The following is an 18,823-nucleotide window of genomic DNA, read 5'->3' as shown; positions in this document are numbered from 1 at the left end:
CGGGCGATCCGCTCCAGCTATAATGCCGCTCCATGAACTTGCATAAAACGCTTGCCACCGTCTCTGGCATGACCATGGTGTCGCGTGTGACAGGCCTGATTCGCGAAATTCTTTACGCGCGCGCCTTCGGCGCCGACGGCTATACCGATGCTTTCGCGATCGCTTTCCGCATTCCCAACCTGTTGCGCCGGCTCTTCGCCGAAGGGGCGTTTTCACAAGCCTTCGTCCCTATCCTGGGCGAATACAAGAACCAGAAGGGCGAAGTCGCCACCAAGCAGCTGGTCGACCATGTCGCCACCGTGCTGACTTGGGCAATGTTGCTAACCTGCATCATCGGCATCCTCGCCACGCCGGCGCTGGTGTATTTCATTGCCCCCGGCCTCGGTGACAACAAGGATGTACTGGGCGCCTCGATCTTCATGACACGGGTCATGTTTCCTTATATCGGCTTCATGTCCTTCGTGGCGCTGGCCGGCGGCATCCTGAACACTTGGCATGAGTTCAAGATTCCCGCCTTCACCTCGGTCCTGCTGAACCTGGCTTTCATCGTCGCCTCGCTGTTCGTCGCTCCCTACATGCAGCATCCGATCTACGCCATGGCGTTTGCCGTGCTGGTCGGCGGCATCTTGCAGGTGGCGATCCAGATCCCGGCACTGATCAAGGTCGGCATGCTGCCGCGGCTGGCGATGAATCCGATGACCGGCCTGCGCGACCTCGGCGTGCAGCGGGTGCTGAAAAAAATGGGGCCGGCGGTTTTCGCCGTCTCGGCGGCGCAGATCAGCCTGCTGATCAACACCAATATCGCCTCGCGCCTGGGCCACGGCAGCGTCTCGCTGCTGACCTACGGCGACCGCCTGATGGAATTCCCGACTGCCTTACTGGGCGTCGCGCTGGGCACCATATTGCTGCCCAGTCTGTCGAAAGCCAATGCCGACAAAGACCTGGTCGAATATTCTTCGCTGCTGGACTGGGGCCTGCGCCTGACCTTCCTGCTGGCGCTGCCGTCCGCGGTCGGGCTGGCGACCTTGTCGGTGCCGCTCACGTCCACCCTGTTCCAGCACGGTAAATTCGATGCCGCTTCGGTGGCCGTCACCAGCCAGGTGCTGATCGCCTACGGCGTCGGCTTGATCGGCCTGATCGTGGTGAAAATCCTGGCGCCGGGCTTCTACGCCAAGCAGGATATCCGGACCCCGGTCAAGATCGCCGTCGGCGTCCTGATCGCCACCCAGCTGATGAACTATGTATTCGTGCCGATCTTCGCGGTGGCCGGGCTGGCGCTGTCGATCAGCATCGGCGCCTGCCTCAACGCCGGCTTCCTGTTGTGGAGTTTAATGCGGCGCGGCATCTACAAACCTGATGCGGGCTGGGTCCGCTACTTCCTGCGCCTGCTGGGAGCCTTGTTCCTGATGGCTGGCGTTGCTCTCTGGAGTTCGCAGCAGTTTGACTGGACCGGGCCGCATACCAGCTCGCTGATGCGGATAGGCGCCCTGCTCGCCGTGATGACGGCTTGCGGCGCGACTTACTTCGGAGCACTACTGGCCATGGGATTCCGTTTCCAGGATTTCAAACGGATTGCACGCTAGGACGTTAGCGTCAGAGAAAATAGTTTGCCGGTGGACTGTTACAACCGAATCAAGAGCGAAGGGCGCGTACATGGCACGCAGGGCAAGGCGCACAGCGGAGCAATAGCGAGACTATTGCGAGCATTTGCAACGCCGCCATGCGTGTCATGTACGTGACAAGCGCTCTTGATTTGGTTGTAACAGTCCACTAGGATAGGGGCTATGACGATCACATCCCTGGAATACTTTACCTCGCTGGTGCAGCAAGCCAGCGACGTCCCCTTGTTCGAGGCTGCGCTGGCGATTGCGCAGGATGTCTATCCGCAGCTCGATTTCGACGCACCGCAAAACGAGATGGACCGGCTGGCCAACACCCTGCGCCAGCGCGTGGCGGCAGACGCCACGGCGATCCAGAAACTGCGCTCGCTGAATCACTTTTTCTACCAGGAACTGGGATTCGCGATCAACGTCAATCACTATTACGATACCGACAACAGCTATCTGCACCGGGTCATCGCCAAGCGGCGTGGCATCCCTATTTCGCTGGCGCTGATCTACATGGAGCTGGCGCAGCAGGTCGGCCTGCCGGTGCAGGGCGTGTCGTTTCCCGGCCACTTCCTGATGAAGCTGACGGTGCCCTCGGGCGACATCATGATCGATCCGGCCAACGGCACTAGCCTGTCGCGCGAAGAACTGGAAGAACGGCTGGAGCCTTATCTGCCGACCAGCAACGATGCTGAAAGAGCCTCTAGCCGGCTATCGCTGATCAGCTATCTGCAAGTGGCGCACCCGCATGAAATCCTGGTGCGCGTGCTGCGCAACCTGAAAGCGATTTACCAGCAAGGCAATCACTGGAAACGGCTGCTGGAAGTGCAGCAGCGGCTGCTGATCCTGCTGCCGGGCGACGCCGTCGAACGGCGCGACCGCGGGCAGGCCTATGCGCAACTGGATTGTCCGCAAGCGGCTCTGGAAGACCTGGAATATTATCTGGCGCAGCGGCCGCATGCCGCTGATGCGGCGCTCTTGCATCAGCAGGTGATTGACCTGCGTGAAGCCAGCCGGCGCCCGAATTAAGTAGGGGTTTTAAGCTGCACTCACTGCCGGCCACTCGCTGCGCAACAGCGACAGCTGCAGCATGTCGTGATACTGGCCGCGCCAGTATCCTGCCTGGCGCGCACACCCTTCATCGACAAAGCCAAGCTGGCGCAACAGCTTGAGCGACGCCAGGTTGTCGGGGTGAACCATGGCCTCGATGCGATTCAGCGCCATGTGCTCGAACCCCCAGCTCATCACGGCAGACAAAGTCTCCCGCATATAACCTTGACCCTGCGCTTGCGCCGCCAGCTCATAGCCGACCATGCATTTGCGCCAGGCCCGGTTCCATTTGAACAAGCCGCAGGTGCCCAGCAAGCCCGGTTGCCGGCGGGCTTCGATTGCCCAGCGGGTGCCCGGGTTTTCATCCAGGCGCCAGCTGGCGAATGTCCGGATCAAGCCTTGCGCCGCCGCCAGGTCAGGTAGCGGATCGGTGCCGAACCAGCGCATCAGTTCAGGGTTGCCATGAATCGCGAAGATGTCTTCGGCGTCTTGTTCAACCGTCTCCCGCAACAGCAGCCGCTCGGTTTGAAGCACCGGAAATACATATTCCCCACTCATCGTCGGCATTCCCTTTCTTGATGGCTGTATCAGCCTTTGCTGCGCGCCTCGATCACTTCCCACTTTTCCAGGCTCTCCAACAACAGGCCGTCGATTTCCGCGAAGCGCTCGTTGAGGCGTTTCACTTCCTCCGGCTTCTGCTTGTACAAATCGGGATCTTCCAGCTGACTGGTGATGCTCTTCTGCTCTGCTTCCAGTTTGGCGATCAGCAGCGGCAATTCTTCCAGTTCGCGCTGTTCCTTGTAGCTCAGCTTTTTCTGCTTGGCCACGGGTGCCGCCGGCTCGGCCGCCTTCACTTCGGCTTTCGCTTCGCTCTTGGCCTTGGCGATCACCGCCGACTGGCTGGGACGCACACGTTCCCAATCGGTGTAGCCGCCGACATATTCGCGCCACATGCCATCGCCTTCAGCGGCGATCACCTGGGTCACCACATTGTCGAGGAAGGTGCGGTCATGGCTGACCAGGAATACCGTGCCGTTATAGTCTTCCAGCAGTTCTTCCAGCAATTCCAGGGTATCGATATCCAGGTCGTTGGTCGGTTCATCCAGCACCAGCACGTTGGCCGGCTTGGCGAACAGGCGCGCCAGCAGCAGACGGTTGCGTTCGCCGCCGGAGAGCGACTTGACCGGCGAGCGCGCGCGTTCCGGCGCGAACAGGAAATCGTTCAAATAGGTCATCACGTGCTTGCGCTGGCCGTTGATCTCGACCCAGTCGCTGCCTGGCGCGATGGTGTCGGCCAGGCTGGCGTCTTCGTTCAGCTGCGCGCGCATCTGGTCGAAGTACGCGATCTGCAATTTGGTACCCTGCTTGATGCTGCCGCTGTCCGGCTGGTCTTCGCCCAGGATCAGTTTCAGCAAGGTGGTCTTGCCGGCGCCGTTCTGGCCGATCAGGCCAACCTTGTCGCCGCGCAGGATGGTGGCGGTAAAGTCGCGCACGATCGCGCGTTCGCCATAGGACTTGTTGACAGCAGTCAGCTCGGCGACGATCTTGCCGGAGCGTTCGCCGGACGAGACATCCAGCTTAACCTGGCCCTGCTGGTCGCGCCGCACGCTGCGCGCAATGCGCAACGCTTCCAGCCGGCGCACCCGGCCTTCGTCGCGGGTACGGCGCGCTTGTACACCCTTGCGGATCCAGATTTCTTCCTGCGCCAGGAATTTGTCGAACTTGGCGTTCTCGACTTCTTCGTTTTCCAGCTGCTCTGCCTTGCGCACCTGGTAAGCGGTGAAGTTGCCCGGGAAGGACAAGATGCGGCCGCGATCCAGTTCGATGATGCGGGTGGCGACGTTATCCAGGAAGCTGCGATCATGGGTGATGAACAGCACGCTGCCCTTGTAGTCGCGCAGCAAACCTTCCAGCCACATGATGGAGCTGAAATCCAGATGGTTGGTCGGCTCATCCAGCAGCAGCACGTCCGGCGTGCTGACCAGGGCACATGCCAGCGCCACGCGCTTTTGCATACCGCCGGACAGCTGGCCCATCAGCAAGTTCTTGTCGAGGTTGAGGCGGTCCAGCGTGGTCTCGACCTTGTTGGTCAGGCTCCAGGCGTCGGCCGCATCCAGCTTGCTCTGGATTTCATGCATGCGTTCCATGATGGCGTCATCGTTGTCGCCGCCGAACTGGCCGGTGAGCGCATCGTATTCGTTGAGCAAGGCCTGCATCTCGCCCATGCCGGCAGCGACGGCATCGAACACCGACATGTCGGATTCAAAATGCGGCTCCTGGTCGACATAGGCGATCTTGATCCCCTGCTGCATTACCATCAGGCCATCATCCAATTTGGAGACGCCGGCGATGGTTTTCAGCAGCGACGATTTGCCGGTGCCGTTGCGGCCGATCAGGCCGACCCGCTCCCCTGCTTCCAGAGAGAATTCCGCGCGGTCCAGCAACGCGACATGACCAAATGCGAGTTGCGCATTGGAGATAGAAATGACAGCCATAATTTGGATGAGACCAGAAAAAGAAAGACCTGTCGTGTGCCGGGAGCCGGCAACATGCAGTCAATTGGATGAATGAACCGCACATTGTACCCATACTGGCGCGCCTGGTTATACATTTGTCGCTTTCCTCCCTTTAGTCCGTCTGTATTTCAGCACAAAGAACAAGGGGAGGAACCCGCGCTGCCGCGCCGCCAATCTTGCTGTCGCCAGCAGTCAACAATACGTTACCAAATTATTCGCCTGCCCATATTGCCAAAAAGAAATTTAAGACATATATTATTTCTGCAGGGAAATATATCCAACTAGAGATATAGGCCATGCGCTATCCGTATTACTTAAATTAAAAACAATATAGCTGCACGGACAATGGCGAGCGATGCAGCAATGCGCAGCTTGCCGCACACATTCAAATAGGGAGAAAACCATGGATCCATTGCTAGGCCAGTTATTGACGCCCAGGTATGACGCTGCGCTGGTGTTGCTGTCGTACCTGATTTCATTCTGGGGCGCGCTGCTGGCCCTGCAATGCGCCAAATCCATGTTCCGCAAGAACGGCACGCTGGACCTGGGCATGACGGTCTGCGCGGCGGCCTCGTTGGGCGGCATCGGCATCTGGTCCATGCACTTCCTCGCCATGCAGGCTTACCGCCTGTCCGTGCCGATTGCCTACGATGTCTGGCTGACTGCGGCTTCGCTGCTGGCCGCCATCGTGATTTCCGGGATTGCCCTGTACCTGGCGGGCGGCCACGGCAAGTTCAAGACCGGCGGCTGGCTGGCCGGCAGCCTGCTGGCCGGCGTCGGTGTGTGCGTGATGCACTACATGGGCATGTACGCCATGAACCTGCGCGCCACCATGTCATTGAATCTCGCCACCGTCGCCATCTCCTTGGCGATCGCCGTCGTTGCCGCCGGCGCAGCGCTGTGGCTGGCGTTCAACCTGACCCAGCTGCTGCACCGGATTGTCGCGGCGCTGGTGATGGCGCTGGCGGTATGCAGCATGCATTATGTCGGCATGTACGCCGCCAACATGATCTGCACCACCGACGCGCCGTTGATTCCGCTGAAAATTGGCGGCAATTATCTCGATGTGTCGGTCTATGCTGTCGCCGGCTTGCTTTCCTTGTGCATCTTCTGGGTGGTGCTTGGACGCAGCATGGATGACAACAAGCTGGCCGAAACCTTGCGCTGAGAATCAGACTTAGAATTAGGTTCAAAGATCAAAGCGTTTCATGATGCCGACCGTCATCAGGTCGGCATCGTTCTTGTTTCTGAAAGTGACCGCCCGCCCGAAACTGGCAAAGCCTTTCAGGTTGTTGCCAAGGTCGCGTCCTACCTGCAAGGAGATCAGGCCGTTGACACGCCAGTCGCCGCCATCTCTTTTATTGGTCGCCAGATAAGGACCGGCGCCGGCACTGATATCCCAATGCTCGGCAATCGGCTGTACATACCAGCCTTGCATCGCCACGCCCTTGCGGTTGACTCTTACACCGTCATCGCCTTCCTGTATGGCGGAAACCGAGGCCGCCCACTGGCCGTAGTATTTTTTTGCTTCAAGCGCGTAACTGAAGCGCTTTCCAGGCCCCGATTGATTTGTCTGTGCAAAACCTCCCAGTGCCGCCAGCCACCAGGAATGGTCGGCGTCTGCATCAGCCCCGCTCACATGCGCGGCGCCGAAGTCTTTGCCGATGCCCAGCAGTAGAGCATCCGAGGACGGTGCGCCAGGTGTCAGCACATGGTTGTACGCCAGCCGTATGCTCAGGCCGGGCGAATATTGATCTAGCCGACCGAGCAGCGCCACCGACAGCAGCGCCCCCAGCCGCGCGTCGTCGCGCTCGCTGCCGTTGACCGTGGTTCTGTTCATGCTGAAATAGGGACCCGCACCAAGCTCCAGGTCGAAATGCGGCTGCAGGTTTTTCCGGTACACCGCCTGCACGGCATAACCGTCGCGATGGTTGTTGTCGGGATGGCCTTCGTTGTAATACACATAATCGAGCCGCATCGCATCGCCGGCCGGCATGCGCCCGAAGAAATCGACATCCGGCCCAAACCTGATTTCGGCTGCGCGCCAGCGCATGGGCTTCTGACCATCCATGCTGGTGCCGTAGAGAATGCCGTTGCCGAGGGCGACCGAGGCATAACCACCGTTACGGTCCGGCGCCGCCTCGGTCGCGGCTGACGTATCTGCCGCGTGGATGAAAGGAGGCATGCAAAGAAATGTGCATGCCAGCGCGAGCTTCTGGAATTTCCTGTTTTTATTAGACATGTGGCTTCCTCATGCGAAGAACATCCATCTGCGGCTATCAGGCCAGGCTAGCCGATGATCCAAGTCCATTTATCCATATGATTCAATTAATTTGAATTTGTTTCATATCGTTTTGATATCTCAATTTAAATAATGCATATCGAACAACATGATCTGGACGAAAAAAAGGGACGCCAGGCATCCCTTTTTTCATATACCGCAAAGTCGTCTCAGGGCTGTACGACAGGCTTACCCGGTCCGATATAGGTTTCCAGCCAGCGGTTCGATTCCGCCAGCATCTGCATGATCGATTCGCGCGCGCGATAGGCGTGCGCTTCGTTCGGCAGCATCACCAGGCGCGCGGTCCCGCCCAGGCCTTTGATGGCTGCATACATGCGTTCGCTCTGCACCGGGAAGGTGCCGGGATTGTTGTCCTGCTCGCCGTGGATCAGCAGCAAGGCATCCTTGATCTGGTCGGCATAGTTGAACGGCGACATGGCTTGGTAGACGTCCTTGGCCTGCCAGTAATTGCGTTCCTCTGCCTGGAAGCCGAACGGCGTCAGCGTGCGGTTATAAGCGCCGCTGCGCGCAATACCCGCCTTGAACAAGCGTGTGTGCGCCAGCAGGTTGGCGGTCATGAAGGCGCCGTAGGAATGGCCACCGACGGCGATACGATCGCGGTCGGCGACGCCCAGCCGCACCACTTCATCGACCGCTGCCTCGGCGCTGGCGACCAGCTGGGCGATATAGGTATCGTTCGGCTCCTTGCTGCCCTCGCCGACGATCGGCACCGAGAATTCATCAAACACGGCGTAGCCCATCGCCAGGAAGGCTTGCGGCCGCCAGTAGCCGATGCGATTGAAACGGTAGGGAGAATCGGTGGTCTGGCTGGCCGCTTCGGCCGACTTGAACTCGGCCGGATAAGCCCACATCAGCATCGGCAGCGGGCCATCGCGCTTGGCGTCGTAGTTGGGCGGCAGGAACAAGGTGCCGGTCAGCTCCACGCCATCCTTACGCTTGTAGCGGACCAGCTGCTTGCTGACACCTTGCAGCTGCGGCGTCGGATGCGGGAAATGTGTCAATGCGCGCGGCGCCGACTCTACGCCGGCGCCGAGCTCGCGCACGAAGAAATTGCCGGGCTCGGTAGGCGACTCACGCGCTGTCAGCAAGCGCTGGCCGCTGTCGTCCAGCAGCACTTGCGGCGCTTCGTAGTACGGCGCCTGCGAATGGAACAGGCGCGTCGTCTGCTTGGTCTGCAAGCTGACCTTGTCGAGGAACGGCCGGTCGCCCTCGGGCGATGCGCCGCCGCCGATGCGGAAAATGCTGTCGCCGTCAGCGCTGACCAGCAAGCGTGTCTCGCCGTGCTCATCGCGCACAGTCACCGGCCGGCCCGGATCCTTGTAGCGGTCTTCCGACGAACCTTCGCGCAGCAGCTGCGGCGCACGGTCCAGGTGGTCCGGGGCGATACGCCACTCCTTGACCTGCCGGCTCTTCCACCAGTACTCGCTCAGCAAGGCCAGCTCGCCGCTGCCCCAGTAGATGCCGGCATAGCGCGAATTCAGGCGCGCCAGCGTCTGCGGCGCCTGCTCGAACGGTGCCGCCTGCATCAGCACCAGGTCACGCACTTCGGTCTGGCGTGCGGGGTCGCCGCCATCTTGCGCCTCGGCCCAGACCAGGGTGGCGGGCGCATCGTTACGCCAGTCTATCCTGCGCACACCGGTAGGCACGGCATCGTTGCCGGTGGGCAGACCCTCCACCAGCGGCAGGCTGGCAATCTGCTTGACCAGTTTGCCGCTGCGGTCCAGTACCTCGATGCGGCGCGGGAAGCTGGTCACCGGCACCTGATAGGAAAACGGCCGCTCAATGCGCTGGCGCAGCACATAGCGGCTATCCGGCGACGGCTCTAGCGCTAGCGTCAGCGTCGGTTCGCCCAGCTTGACGACTTTGCCGTCCAGATCGATCAAGGCTGCCTGGGTGCGCAGATAATGTTCCAGGGTGAGCGCATCGTCCTCGTTCTTCAACAGATCCTGATAAGTGGGATTGCTCTTGACGCCCGCACCCGCCACAGTCATCTGCGTATTGGGACCGCGTGGAATGCCATCCGAGACCGGCGCCGCTCCTTCCACCCGCAGTTGCACCAGCAACTGCCTGCTGTCCGGCATCCAGCGATAACCGTTGCCGGCAACGGTGTTCAAGGCCAGCTTGGTCAGACGATGCGCGCGGCGCGCGGCAACATCGACCAGCCACAATTCATTGGCGCCGGTCTTGGCATCGACCTGGTTGAAAGCGATATAGCGCTGGTCCGGCGACCAGCTCGAGCTGGCGATAGCCAGCGGCTGCGGCAAACCCTGCAGGCGAATTTCCTTGCCGCTGGCGATCTCCAGCAACTGCAGATCCGTGCCGAAGGAAAAGCGGCTCTGGGAATAGGTACGCGGATTGATGCGCAGCCCCGCCAGCTTCAGCTCAGGCTGGGCAACCGCATCGATGCCAGGCAAGGACGGCGTCTGCGTCAATGCCAGCAGATCGCGGTGCGGACTGACCGACAGCTGCGGCGGCAGCGGCGCATCCACCACCGCTTGCAGAGGCAGCGGCGGCAGCTCATAGCCGCCCGCCGTTTTTGCCGGCGTTTGCGCCAGGATCGCTGGCGGCTGCACGACCAGCAGGGAACCGATGAGGGCAAGGCCTTTGGAAGACAATTTCATATCGATGGCTAAGTGAATTAATGCGATTGATGAAAGTAGAAGAATGGACCAGATGCAATGCGGCGCCAGGGCTTGGAAAACGCCGAATTGGCCATTATGACGGAAGTTTTCCAAATAACAACGGCGTCAATGCCATTTGCAAGAAGGCCGAACGGCCGTTCCGGTGCAAACCCGGGATCTGGGTATACTGCCCTATTAAAAATCCACATCGGGAATTACCGTGCTTCTCAAGACCTGGCTGCTGTTCGTCACTACCGTCTTCTTCATTTCGGCCACGCCGGGACCCAACATGCTGCTGGCCATGACCCATGGCATCCATCATGGCGTGCGGCGCACCTCCGTGACCTGCCTCGGGCTCATGTGCGGGCTGGGACTGATCATGATTTGCTCGGTCGCGGGCTTGGGAGTCTTGCTGGCGACCTCGGAGAAATTGTTTTCGATCGTGAAGTATGCGGGCGCTGCCTACCTCGTCTACCTCGGTATCAAAACCTGGCGCAGCATGCCGCAGCAGCTGCAAGAGCGTCCTGAAGACGACGGCAAGCACAATCCCTGGGCCTTGTTTCGCACTGGCTTCTGGGTGGCTTTGAGCAATCCGAAGGCCTTCATCTTCTTCGCCGCCCTGTTCCCGCAATTCATCGATGCACAGCTTGCCCAAGGGCCGCAACTGGCGATTCTGTCGGCGACATTTTTTGTGATCGAGGCTTGCTGGCAGTTCGCCTATGCCAGCGGCGGCGCCCGCTTGTCGGGCTGGCTCAGCAGCGCGCGGCGCCTGAAGCTGGTCAATCAGGTGGCCGGCGGCGCCTTCGTCGGCGCAGGCCTGCTGCTGTCGGCCATTTCCCGTTCTTGAGCAAGGCCGCGCTTATGGCGCAAGCGATTCCGCCAAGGCAGGCAGTTCCTTGAAGAAGGCATCGCGCGAGCGTACGCCGGCCGTACCGGCTTCTTTCTTGTCATCCTGGATCAACCGGGCAAACACCAGCTTGCGTCCGCCTTTACCGGCCCAGCCGACGAACCAGCCATACGGCAGGGCCTCATCGAGAGCGCCATCCGCCAGCCGTGGATAAGCCATGCCAGTCTTGCCCTGCACTTCCCAGCCGCTAGGCAGCGAAGTTTTTTCAACGATGCTGAGCGTCATCTCCATCGCGCGCGGCGTGACGGGCAGTTCGTGGTTCACCAGTTTCTGCAGGAATGCGACCTGCTCCAGCGGCGAGATTTTCAGGGAAGAGCCGATCCAAGCCCGTTCCAGCCCATTGTCCTTGCCAGGATCGCCCGAGAAATCGGCATTGCCATAGCCGAAGCTGTTGGCATACTTCTGCAAGCGCTGCTGTCCAAGCGATTGGGTGATTTGCTGCGAGAACCAGACCACCGAATATTTCAGCCACCTGGTCGGGTCTGTCGGCTGACGCCAATTGTCCCCGCCCCAATCGACGTAGCCTTCGTGGAACGGCAAGGTCGGCGTGTGCGCATCCTGCAGGAATCCGGCATCGAAACCCATCACGCTCAGAGCGACCTTGAATGTCGACGCGGGCGTGTAGCGTTCGCTGCAATTGCCTTGCTGCAGCAGGATCTTGCCGGTCTTGGCGTCGGCAACCGCGGTACAAATTGTTTTAGCGTGAACCGGCGCAGCAAGAAAACCAGCTGCCAAGGTGAGCGCCGCGACGCATTGTAAGTATTTCATAAATTCCTTTGCATGCAGTTCAATGGGAAAGATGCTTGGAGTCGCCGCCAGACGATCAGTTCTTTACTGCGGCCTGACTCTCCAACTGTCTGAGTATTTGATATGCCGCCGTCACCCGCTGATCGATTGGATAGGATTTGTTCGCCAGGATCACAATCCCAATTTTTTTCGCGGGAACAAAAGCTGCGTAGCTTGAAAAGCCATTGGTCGATCCGGTCTTGTTGAGCAGCACATCGGCCTGCGGCGCCAGCGGCGGATTCAACCTGCTTGCCGCAGTCTCCTGATAGATCACGGCAGGGTCGTTGCCAGCCAGCAGCCGCTTCAGTTCGACAGGATAAGGATATTGCTCCCAAATCAGGTCCTGTGTGAACTCCCCAGTCTTGAAATATCCCGTGTGCGTATCGATGACCGCCCGTTGCAGTTTGCGGTTGAGCCTGCTCGCGTCCATGTTAGCTTCAATAAACCGGATCAGGTCAGCCGATCCCGATTTCACGCCGTAGGCTTCAGACGCCAACACCCCAGGATTCACCCGGACCGGCACATCTTTTGCGGTATAGCCTTGCGCGTAATCCTGCATCTGGCCGGGCGGCACGTTGATGTAGCTATGCGTCATTCCAAGCTCCGGAAACAGCTTCTTTTCCATCGCGTCTTCAAACGTCATGTGCATACTGCCCGCGGCAATCATGCCGAGCATGCCGATGCTCAGATTGGAATACTTACGGTAAGTGCCCGCCGCATGCGCCGGCTGCCAATGCTTGAAATAGTCCATCAGCTGATCGGTATTTTCGATATTGTCCGGCGCTTGCAATGGCAGTCCGCCAGCGGTATGGGTGCCAAGATTGATCAGGCTGATGCCGTCAAAGCTGCTGCCGCGCAGGGACGGCAAATATTTGCTGGCATTATCCGCAAGCGAAAGATCGCCATTGGCCTGGGCATACGAAGCCAGCGTCGCCGTGAATGTCTTGCTGAACGAACCGATCTCAAACAGCGTCTTGTTGGTCACGCTCTGCCGGGTATCCTTCGACGCCACGCCGTAATTGTAGAAATGACTTTCACCATTGACAGTCACGGCAATCGCCATGCCCGGGATATCGTATTTTTGCATCAGCGGCTGGATGGTATTGTCTACCGTCTCCTTGAGGCCGGCCTGGCCGACGACGCCCGCAGCATGGCTGCTAGCGGCAAGAAAGCATAACGAAAACGACAGCAGCTTTAACCTGTTCATATTTTTCCTGCGCACGGTTCAATAAATTTTTAGAGTGGGGCGATGGTTCAAATTGAAATGTGTCGTGCCTGATCAGCGCGGCACCAGGATATTGAAGGCCTTGCCAGGCACGTGCACCCAGCTGGCGATGACTTTCGCGCCCGCCGGCCCGGCCTTGGTGACATGGACCACATTTGCAGCAAGCTGGTAGCTGCCGCCCGCATGCAGGACTTTGGTCGGCTCGCCATCCACCTGTACGATCAGTTCCCCCTCAAGCACATAGGCCAGCTCGGGGCCGGTCGCCATGTGGCGCGGCTTTTCGGCGTTGGGCGGAAATTCGGCGATCCCCATGCCAAGTTCGCGGTCGGTTCCGTCCAGATGGATTCTTTGCAAGACCTGCGTCTCCTTGGTTGCGATTGGCGACGCGGAAGCCATGACGGGCTGCATGGCAGCGGCGGCCAAGAAAATAGAGATAGCAAAAGATGTTTTCACGAAGGCTCCTCAAGATTGCTCAAGCATTAGTATTTCCGGGGTAATGCGGCTCGGCCGCATGTACAGCTGCACTTGCAGCCTCACATCAGTTTGCACAAAGCAAAACTTGCCAGCGCCACACAATCAAACCCAGGCGGTTTCAAAGACCGCAATATCCTCCCTTGGCGCCTGATTCACAAGCGAGAATAATTTCGGCGAGCAAAAAGAAAAACTTATGGCTCGCTATTGATCCAACTTTATCGAACACTCACGTCACCTGTCTGACCAATTGTTCGGAAAAAACCATCGCTTAAAAGCAAAGGCCACCGAACCGGTGGCCTTTGGCAGAGCATGAATGCTGGCCGATTTGGCCGCATCAACCTCCCCGCAGCCTGAGCACCAAATGCAAAGTCGACTCTTTTTGAATGTTGTAATCCGATAAAGTGCGGCCGTCTTCCAACTGCTTTCCCGCAAATATCAAGCGTTGCTGGTCTGGCGGGATGCCTTCTTTATCTTGGATTTTTGCTTTGACATTCTCGATTGAATCTGAAGCTTCGGTCTCCAGCGTGATGGTTTTACCTGTTAACGTTTTGACAAAAATCTGCATCGCCGCGACATTTTGGCTGAATAACAATGCGGCGATGACGAGGACTCCGGTGGGAAATGAGCGCAGAAATTGGCGCGTTTGCTGTAGAGCTTTCATGTTCTAGCCTCAGAAAGTATGTAATCGTTGATGAGCCGGTCCGATTGATTTGAGGGCTTAGGGCACAAGGCCCAAGCCGGCCGGCAAGCTGCCGGTACTGCCGGAATTTGCATTGCCAAAGTCGCTCAGCAAGGTGCGTACACCCGTAGTCGGATTGACAGAAAACAGCGCGCCCTGGCTATTGCTGCCAGCGTTGCCATCTTGTACCAGTATGGCATCCTGACCAGTTTGCCAAACCAAGGCGCCGTACTCCAGTCCAGCCGCCAGCGGTCCTTTTGCAGCGTTTCCAAAATCGCTGACAATGGTGCGCCGACCATTGGCCGATATTTTCACAAGCACTCCCTTTTGAGCGGACCCGGCTTACGCGTCAAGTACAAAAATGCTTCCTGCTTGCGAAGACCAAATTGGCGCTACAGCGACACTAACCGGGTAGCTTAACGGGTTGCTATCTACGGGGCCTTGGGCGGAATTGCCGAAGTCGCTTAACAAGGTCCGGTTGCCATCGGTGGTAACACTAAATACAGCACCATATTGCATAGTTCCCGCCGCACCATCTGCAATGATGATGGTATTTCCAGATAGCCCTAGCAGTCCCAGGAGGCCTGGATTCCAAGCAATGCTATTTGGGTAGCCGCCAAGCGTTCCCTTGCTGCTGTCGTTAAAATCGGAAATCACGGTGCGATAACCGGTTCGTCCATCAACCTGGAACAAAGTGCCTAGCCCGTTGGTTCCTGCAAATGCGTCAATAACATAAATGGTCGGAAAGCTGTCGAGCAGACCGCCCAGTGTCAGTACGCCGATTGGATAGGAGCCAAGCGTGCCGCTCGTGGCATTACCAAAATCGCTCAATACGGTTCTTGCTCCGGTTTGCGGATCTACTTTGAACACCGCGCCATTTCCGCCTGTACCGCCGCTGCCATCAGTCACCAAGATCCCCGCACCGGGGCCGAGCAACGTGGCTGGCAACCATGCGACTGCATTGGGTTCAATCCCTGATACGCCTTGGCTCACTGCACCGAAATCTGAAAATACAGAGCGTTGCCCGGTTTGGGTAATGACAAATAGTTGCCCGTGGGCTGCGGTGCCTGCGGTCGCATCTATACTGAGAATACTTCCATTGGGAGGTTGTGCTAATGCCGGCATCCCAATCACCAATGACATGAACAACGCACAACGCAGCGTTACAGTGTGCAAAAAACGCCTTAAGTTATTTCTCACAATGTGACCTCCCGAAAGAAGATATAACGAGAAATCAAGCGCGTTGCAGGTCTCTCATTACATCATTGGTGCATGGACATAGGGTTGAGCAAACTAGAAAAGCTAGGGGTAAGAACCAATAGCATTGGAAATTTTGTACGGCATGGAGTCATATCACACTAGAACAAATATTTCCATATGGCAATAATTATTTGAGGTGGACCCTAGTGATCAGGCCAGGCAAAGGGAAGAATTCGATACGCGTGTCGTGCCTTTACCAAAAAGGCGCGCCATTATGTCAAAGAGAGCACCCAGTCGGCACCATGCTTGCAGTTCAAGGACAGGGTTGCAGCGATATTCACGGGAGTTAAGCACAGTCAACGCGGAAAGGAAGGGCTTTTTCATTTGCCTTCTCAACTGATCCAGAGCTGGATCAGGTCATCTGATTTAGGCGAGTTGGACGCGGAAGAGATCAGCCGGTTGCAGGGAGTTGAAGAAAAGGGACTTGGTCCCGCCAACAGGAATCGGACCTGTATCTAGCGCTTAGGAGGCACTCGTTCTATCCATTGAACTATGGCGAGACAACGCGCAGCCGGGACCGGCTGCGGCGAAATTGTATCAGAGCCAGGGCTTCTTGGTGTCAATCAAGTGATACGACCGCAGCTTCGGTAGCTTTATCAGCCTTGGCGGCATCGGCGGCGCATGGAACGGCGCCGCCGTCGCCTGGCTGCTCAGAAAATGAGCAGCACCGCTTGCTACCCGTAGTTCATACAAGCGCCGTATCGGAACAGCTCGCTGTTGACAATGCTCAGGACGATTTCCGTTTGTTTCGCGCGCGTATCTTCTTCGATGACGGCCGCAAGTTCGGGCGCGATCTGCATCTGCGCCAATACCGCCAAGGCGCGCACCTTTGGATTGGGATGCGTCGCTGCGACTTCGGCGAGTACCTGTAAATCGTCGCGCTCCCCGATCAGGCCGGCGATGCGGACTGCCGCGTCGGACCCCGCGAAATCGAGATAGCGGAGAATCTTCCCGTTCGCTTCGTCGACCTCGAATTGCAGGTCCTGCTGGTGTTCGGTCCGTGGGATCAGATTTAACGAGATCGACATCTGGGGCGGCGGAAGCTGGATATGGATATCGTGTTTGGCACGATAGATAGCGATCTTTCCCACAGAAAGATTGAATACTGTTGAATTATGAAGGTGCAGGCATTCGCCCAGCGCCCCGACATGCGCGCTCTTGTCATATTCAAATGTGAGACTTTCGTATCCCGGACCAAAATATCCAATCGTCAGAATATGAAAATTGTGATCATGGCAAATATCGTAGCGAAATCCCGGTATGCGAGTAAACACTTCTTGGCGCGGCATCCAAATATTCGCTCGCAGGAAGAAAGCCGGTTCGCTATGCAGAACGAATACTTCCGGTCCATAAGCATTGTTGAATTGAAAATTCAGATTCTGGCGCAGCTGGTCGGTCAGGAAATCGAAAAGAAAATCTTTGTTGTTGCCGAGCTTCTTTAACAACGGCGCCGACGCCGTCAGTCCCTCGATGGTCGAAAGCTCATACCCTCCGCCGTGCAGGCGATGGAGATATTCGGCGAGCGTAATCGCCTCGTCGTCTTGAGGAGGGTAAATCTCAAGCGGCATCCCCGCCTCCCGCCGGATTGGCCACAAGCGCCAGGAGTGTCTCGGCGCCATTGCGCAAAGCGTCGTTTTCAGATTCGATCGCCTCGTGCAGTGTCGCAAACGCGTCTGAGCGCCTTTCCGCAAACATACCCTCCATCGCCGCGAGGGCAAGGCGGGTGTTGGTCGAACTCAAGGCTTTCTCATAGATGTCGTCGGGCATCCGTCGCCCCATGGCGACAGCCAGTTTGACGACGTTCCGAAAGCGGGAGACGAGAGGCGAGGATTGTTCGGCATAGGTCGACTTCAAATCTTGTCCGAAGGTCCAGATCATCGGACTGGCGTCGGCCTTCAGCGTCAGAATTTCGAGGATGGAAGGTTCCGTTACGGAATCCAGGTCCAGCAGGTCCCGGCCGTCGCCGGTGGCGACGTGCTGCAAATTCGTCAGCATGACGTCGTCGACGTGTTCTAGCTCGATGCCAGCCTGGAACTGTTCGATGCTGCAAGAAGCCGGAGCGCGCAACTTTCGGATGCGAACCGATCCCTTCCCTTTCATCCCGATGATCTGCCGCATCCCCAACCATTTGACGATGTGCGGACGACTCTGGAAGGGCGTCATGATGCGCGTAGTATATTCCAGCTCTGGCAGATTGATTGGCGTCAGCGTGTATTGATTGACACCGGAAGTAATGGTGTGCCGCCGATCGCGCGTGATCGCACCGAGCTCGCGCGACACCAGCCTCGAAATGAAACCTCTACGAAATTCGTCGACGAAAAGGTTGGCGACTGCGTTCCAATCGCCGTTCAAGCGAGTGAAGCGCTCCACCAACTGTTTCGTCGGATCGTCCATTGCGCCATCGGCTATTGTTGCAGTTCGACTACGCCGACATCCTCGGTCATGGGGCAGACGATAATGACTTCGGCAATTACAAAAATTACTTGCCCCGTGCAGTCTCCATCGTCGCTGACCCGCCCGGCTCCGAAAGACGCGACCGGATTCGCAATCGCAAGATCGCCGAAAGCGCCCAGCAATTCATCGCGCTTGTTGCGGATGAACGCGTCAAAACGCTCGAAGTGTTTTGCTGCGCCCGCCTTATCCTTCGCCGCACGCGCACGCTCGATTTCTCCTAAATGCAGCGCCGACTGCCGTGCGATCTCGAACTCCCCTTCCGTGAGTTTGACCGTCTGGTATTTGACATTTGGTTGAAAATTAATAGTCGGGGCGCAATCAGCTATCGTCTCGCCTGAATTCACCATTACGTCCAGATAGGGCTTTAGTTGTTTGTATTTTTCGATGAGGACGTCTTCGTCATGAAAGCGCGGTTTGACCTTCGCACTTTTTACGGAAAAACTAAGGCTGACTTCAGGCCCTCTTGAATCCGGTTTTCGATGAAACGTGACCCTCGGTTTAAGCGCCAGAGCAAACGTCACGAAGCTGCGAAGCTCTTTTTCGATTGACTTGGTCATTTGTGGTTTCTCCCTGAATATCAAAGATATACATAATTGAGGTAACTCCAAGTACTGATACAACTGCCGCCCAGCGCCCAGCCATCTACATTGGGATACACATCACATTATTTCCACACGACAATGGTTTTATTGTAGTGTCGATGCGCTGCTTGTCAACGTCGCTTTGCTATCCCATTTGGTGTGCGGCGCTGCTACGCAGCAATCATGCATTCATCAAAATAAGCACCACTCCCAATCGTGATCCCTCGGGCACGTAGTCGTCCCCCTCCCGCCACGCCTGCGGACTGCATAGCTCGTTTTCGATTTGATTTTTTTGAAGTAACGCCTGCTCTCGCTGCCACTTTTGACAGGATGCTATCCAGATTTTTATGCACTACCATGA

17 protein-coding genes and 1 tRNA gene are annotated in these 18,823 nt (G+C 57.6%); 4 read left to right on the top strand and 14 right to left on the bottom strand.

The annotated features are described in order from the left end of the window. Positions 1-32: 32 nt before the first annotated feature. Together murJ and CPter91_RS05590 are read left to right on the top strand one after the other, a co-directional pair. Complete coding sequence (gene murJ / locus CPter91_RS05595; RefSeq protein WP_061938061.1) at positions 33-1,583, top strand: murein biosynthesis integral membrane protein MurJ; 1,551 nt, start codon at positions 33-35, stop codon at positions 1,581-1,583. A 201-nt stretch (positions 1,584-1,784) separates the two neighbouring features. Continuing rightward, positions 1,785-2,636 carry a SirB1 family protein gene (locus tag CPter91_RS05590; RefSeq protein WP_061938058.1) on the top strand — a complete coding sequence of 284 codons (852 nt, stop codon included), beginning with the start codon at positions 1,785-1,787 and terminating at the stop codon, positions 2,634-2,636. Positions 2,637-2,645: 9 nt separating this feature from the next. On the opposite strand, the gene CPter91_RS05585 is transcribed toward CPter91_RS05590, so the two are convergent. Together CPter91_RS05585 and CPter91_RS05580 are read right to left on the bottom strand one after the other, a co-directional pair. After that, complete coding sequence (locus CPter91_RS05585; protein ID WP_061945873.1) at positions 2,646-3,215, bottom strand: GNAT family N-acetyltransferase; 570 nt, start codon at positions 3,213-3,215, stop codon at positions 2,646-2,648. A 29-nt stretch (positions 3,216-3,244) separates the two neighbouring features. Continuing rightward, positions 3,245-5,152 carry an ATP-binding cassette domain-containing protein gene (locus CPter91_RS05580; RefSeq protein WP_061938055.1) on the bottom strand — a complete coding sequence of 636 codons (1,908 nt, stop codon included), beginning with the start codon at positions 5,150-5,152 and terminating at the stop codon, positions 3,245-3,247. Between the two features lie 424 nt (positions 5,153-5,576). Between CPter91_RS05580 and CPter91_RS05575 the strand changes: the two genes are divergently transcribed. Then, a complete protein-coding gene (locus tag CPter91_RS05575; protein ID WP_061938053.1) occupies positions 5,577-6,341 on the top strand; it encodes an MHYT domain-containing protein in 765 nt (254 codons plus the stop codon). A 21-nt stretch (positions 6,342-6,362) separates the two neighbouring features. On the opposite strand, the gene CPter91_RS05570 is transcribed toward CPter91_RS05575, so the two are convergent. Next, positions 6,363-7,415: a hypothetical protein gene (locus CPter91_RS05570; protein WP_150119630.1), complete on the bottom strand. Its 1,053-nt coding sequence runs from the start codon at positions 7,413-7,415 to the stop codon at positions 6,363-6,365. Positions 7,416-7,624: 209 nt separating this feature from the next. Beyond that, complete coding sequence (locus CPter91_RS05565; RefSeq protein ID WP_061938047.1) at positions 7,625-10,096, bottom strand: S9 family peptidase; 2,472 nt, start codon at positions 10,094-10,096, stop codon at positions 7,625-7,627. 220 nt (positions 10,097-10,316) lie between these two features. On the opposite strand from CPter91_RS05565, the gene CPter91_RS05560 reads away from it, so the two are divergent. Beyond that, positions 10,317-10,943, top strand: coding sequence for a LysE family translocator (locus CPter91_RS05560; protein WP_061938044.1), 627 nt, complete (start codon positions 10,317-10,319; stop codon positions 10,941-10,943). A gap of 12 nt (positions 10,944-10,955) precedes the next feature. Here CPter91_RS05560 and blaOXA read toward each other — a convergent pair whose 3' ends face one another. From blaOXA to CPter91_RS05510, 10 genes are all read right to left on the bottom strand, one after another. Continuing rightward, a complete protein-coding gene (blaOXA, locus tag CPter91_RS05555; protein WP_061938040.1) occupies positions 10,956-11,771 on the bottom strand; it encodes a class D beta-lactamase in 816 nt (271 codons plus the stop codon). A gap of 55 nt (positions 11,772-11,826) precedes the next feature. Next, positions 11,827-12,996 (bottom strand): class C beta-lactamase, encoded by a 1,170-nt coding sequence (ampC, locus tag CPter91_RS05550; protein ID WP_061938037.1) that lies wholly within the window; start codon positions 12,994-12,996, stop codon positions 11,827-11,829. Positions 12,997-13,068: 72 nt separating this feature from the next. Continuing rightward, on the bottom strand, positions 13,069-13,368 hold the full coding sequence (locus tag CPter91_RS05545) for a cupin domain-containing protein (RefSeq protein WP_236905938.1): 300 nt from the start codon (positions 13,366-13,368) through the stop codon (positions 13,069-13,071). 454 nt (positions 13,369-13,822) lie between these two features. Continuing rightward, a complete protein-coding gene (locus CPter91_RS05540; RefSeq protein ID WP_082792632.1) occupies positions 13,823-14,149 on the bottom strand; it encodes a ubiquitin family protein in 327 nt (108 codons plus the stop codon). 57 nt (positions 14,150-14,206) lie between these two features. Continuing rightward, positions 14,207-14,482, bottom strand: coding sequence for a hypothetical protein (locus CPter91_RS05535; RefSeq protein WP_061938034.1), 276 nt, complete (start codon positions 14,480-14,482; stop codon positions 14,207-14,209). Positions 14,483-14,509: 27 nt separating this feature from the next. Beyond that, positions 14,510-15,310 (bottom strand): hypothetical protein, encoded by an 801-nt coding sequence (locus tag CPter91_RS05530; RefSeq protein ID WP_150119629.1) that lies wholly within the window; start codon positions 15,308-15,310, stop codon positions 14,510-14,512. A 542-nt stretch (positions 15,311-15,852) separates the two neighbouring features. Then, a tRNA-Arg gene (locus CPter91_RS05525) sits at positions 15,853-15,927 on the bottom strand. Positions 15,928-16,101: 174 nt separating this feature from the next. Then, on the bottom strand, positions 16,102-16,995 hold the full coding sequence (locus tag CPter91_RS05520; RefSeq protein ID WP_061938027.1) for a hypothetical protein: 894 nt from the start codon (positions 16,993-16,995) through the stop codon (positions 16,102-16,104). After that, the gene (locus CPter91_RS05515) at positions 16,985-17,821 is read right to left on the bottom strand and encodes a hypothetical protein (protein ID WP_061938024.1); all 837 of its coding nucleotides are present in this window, start codon (positions 17,819-17,821) and stop codon (positions 16,985-16,987) included. Before CPter91_RS05515 ends, CPter91_RS05520 begins: the two co-directional genes overlap by 11 nt. An 11-nt stretch (positions 17,822-17,832) precedes the next feature. Next, positions 17,833-18,438 carry a hypothetical protein gene (locus tag CPter91_RS05510; protein ID WP_061938021.1) on the bottom strand — a complete coding sequence of 202 codons (606 nt, stop codon included), beginning with the start codon at positions 18,436-18,438 and terminating at the stop codon, positions 17,833-17,835. Positions 18,439-18,823 lie beyond the last annotated feature (385 nt).

This window comes from Collimonas pratensis (assembly GCF_001584185.1).
GTDB classification, from domain to species: Bacteria; Pseudomonadota; Gammaproteobacteria; order Burkholderiales; family Burkholderiaceae_D; genus Collimonas; species Collimonas pratensis.
Note: the sequence above shows the minus strand (reverse complement) of the source record. Positions and strands in the feature narration are given on the sequence as shown.

What these genes read in the sequence shown, in the direction of transcription:
- murJ (WP_061938061.1), top strand. Translation starts at nt 33, where the DNA reads ATGAACTTGCATAAAACGCTTGCCACCGTCTCTGGCATGACCATGGTG.
- CPter91_RS05590 (WP_061938058.1), top strand. Translation starts at nt 1,785, where the DNA reads ATGACGATCACATCCCTGGAATACTTTACCTCGCTGGTGCAGCAAGCC.
- CPter91_RS05585 (WP_061945873.1), bottom strand. Translation starts at nt 3,215, where the DNA reads ATGAGTGGGGAATATGTATTTCCGGTGCTTCAAACCGAGCGGCTGCTG.
- CPter91_RS05580 (WP_061938055.1), bottom strand. Translation starts at nt 5,152, where the DNA reads ATGGCTGTCATTTCTATCTCCAATGCGCAACTCGCATTTGGTCATGTC.
- CPter91_RS05575 (WP_061938053.1), top strand. Translation starts at nt 5,577, where the DNA reads ATGGATCCATTGCTAGGCCAGTTATTGACGCCCAGGTATGACGCTGCG.
- CPter91_RS05570 (WP_150119630.1), bottom strand. Translation starts at nt 7,415, where the DNA reads ATGTCTAATAAAAACAGGAAATTCCAGAAGCTCGCGCTGGCATGCACA.
- CPter91_RS05565 (WP_061938047.1), bottom strand. Translation starts at nt 10,096, where the DNA reads ATGAAATTGTCTTCCAAAGGCCTTGCCCTCATCGGTTCCCTGCTGGTC.
- blaOXA (WP_061938040.1), bottom strand. Translation starts at nt 11,771, where the DNA reads ATGAAATACTTACAATGCGTCGCGGCGCTCACCTTGGCAGCTGGTTTT.
- ampC (WP_061938037.1), bottom strand. Translation starts at nt 12,996, where the DNA reads ATGAACAGGTTAAAGCTGCTGTCGTTTTCGTTATGCTTTCTTGCCGCT.
- CPter91_RS05540 (WP_082792632.1), bottom strand. Translation starts at nt 14,149, where the DNA reads ATGAAAGCTCTACAGCAAACGCGCCAATTTCTGCGCTCATTTCCCACC.
- CPter91_RS05530 (WP_150119629.1), bottom strand. Translation starts at nt 15,310, where the DNA reads ATGTCATTGGTGATTGGGATGCCGGCATTAGCACAACCTCCCAATGGA.
- CPter91_RS05520 (WP_061938027.1), bottom strand. Translation starts at nt 16,995, where the DNA reads ATGCCGCTTGAGATTTACCCTCCTCAAGACGACGAGGCGATTACGCTC.
- CPter91_RS05515 (WP_061938024.1), bottom strand. Translation starts at nt 17,821, where the DNA reads ATGGACGATCCGACGAAACAGTTGGTGGAGCGCTTCACTCGCTTGAAC.
- CPter91_RS05510 (WP_061938021.1), bottom strand. Translation starts at nt 18,438, where the DNA reads ATGACCAAGTCAATCGAAAAAGAGCTTCGCAGCTTCGTGACGTTTGCT.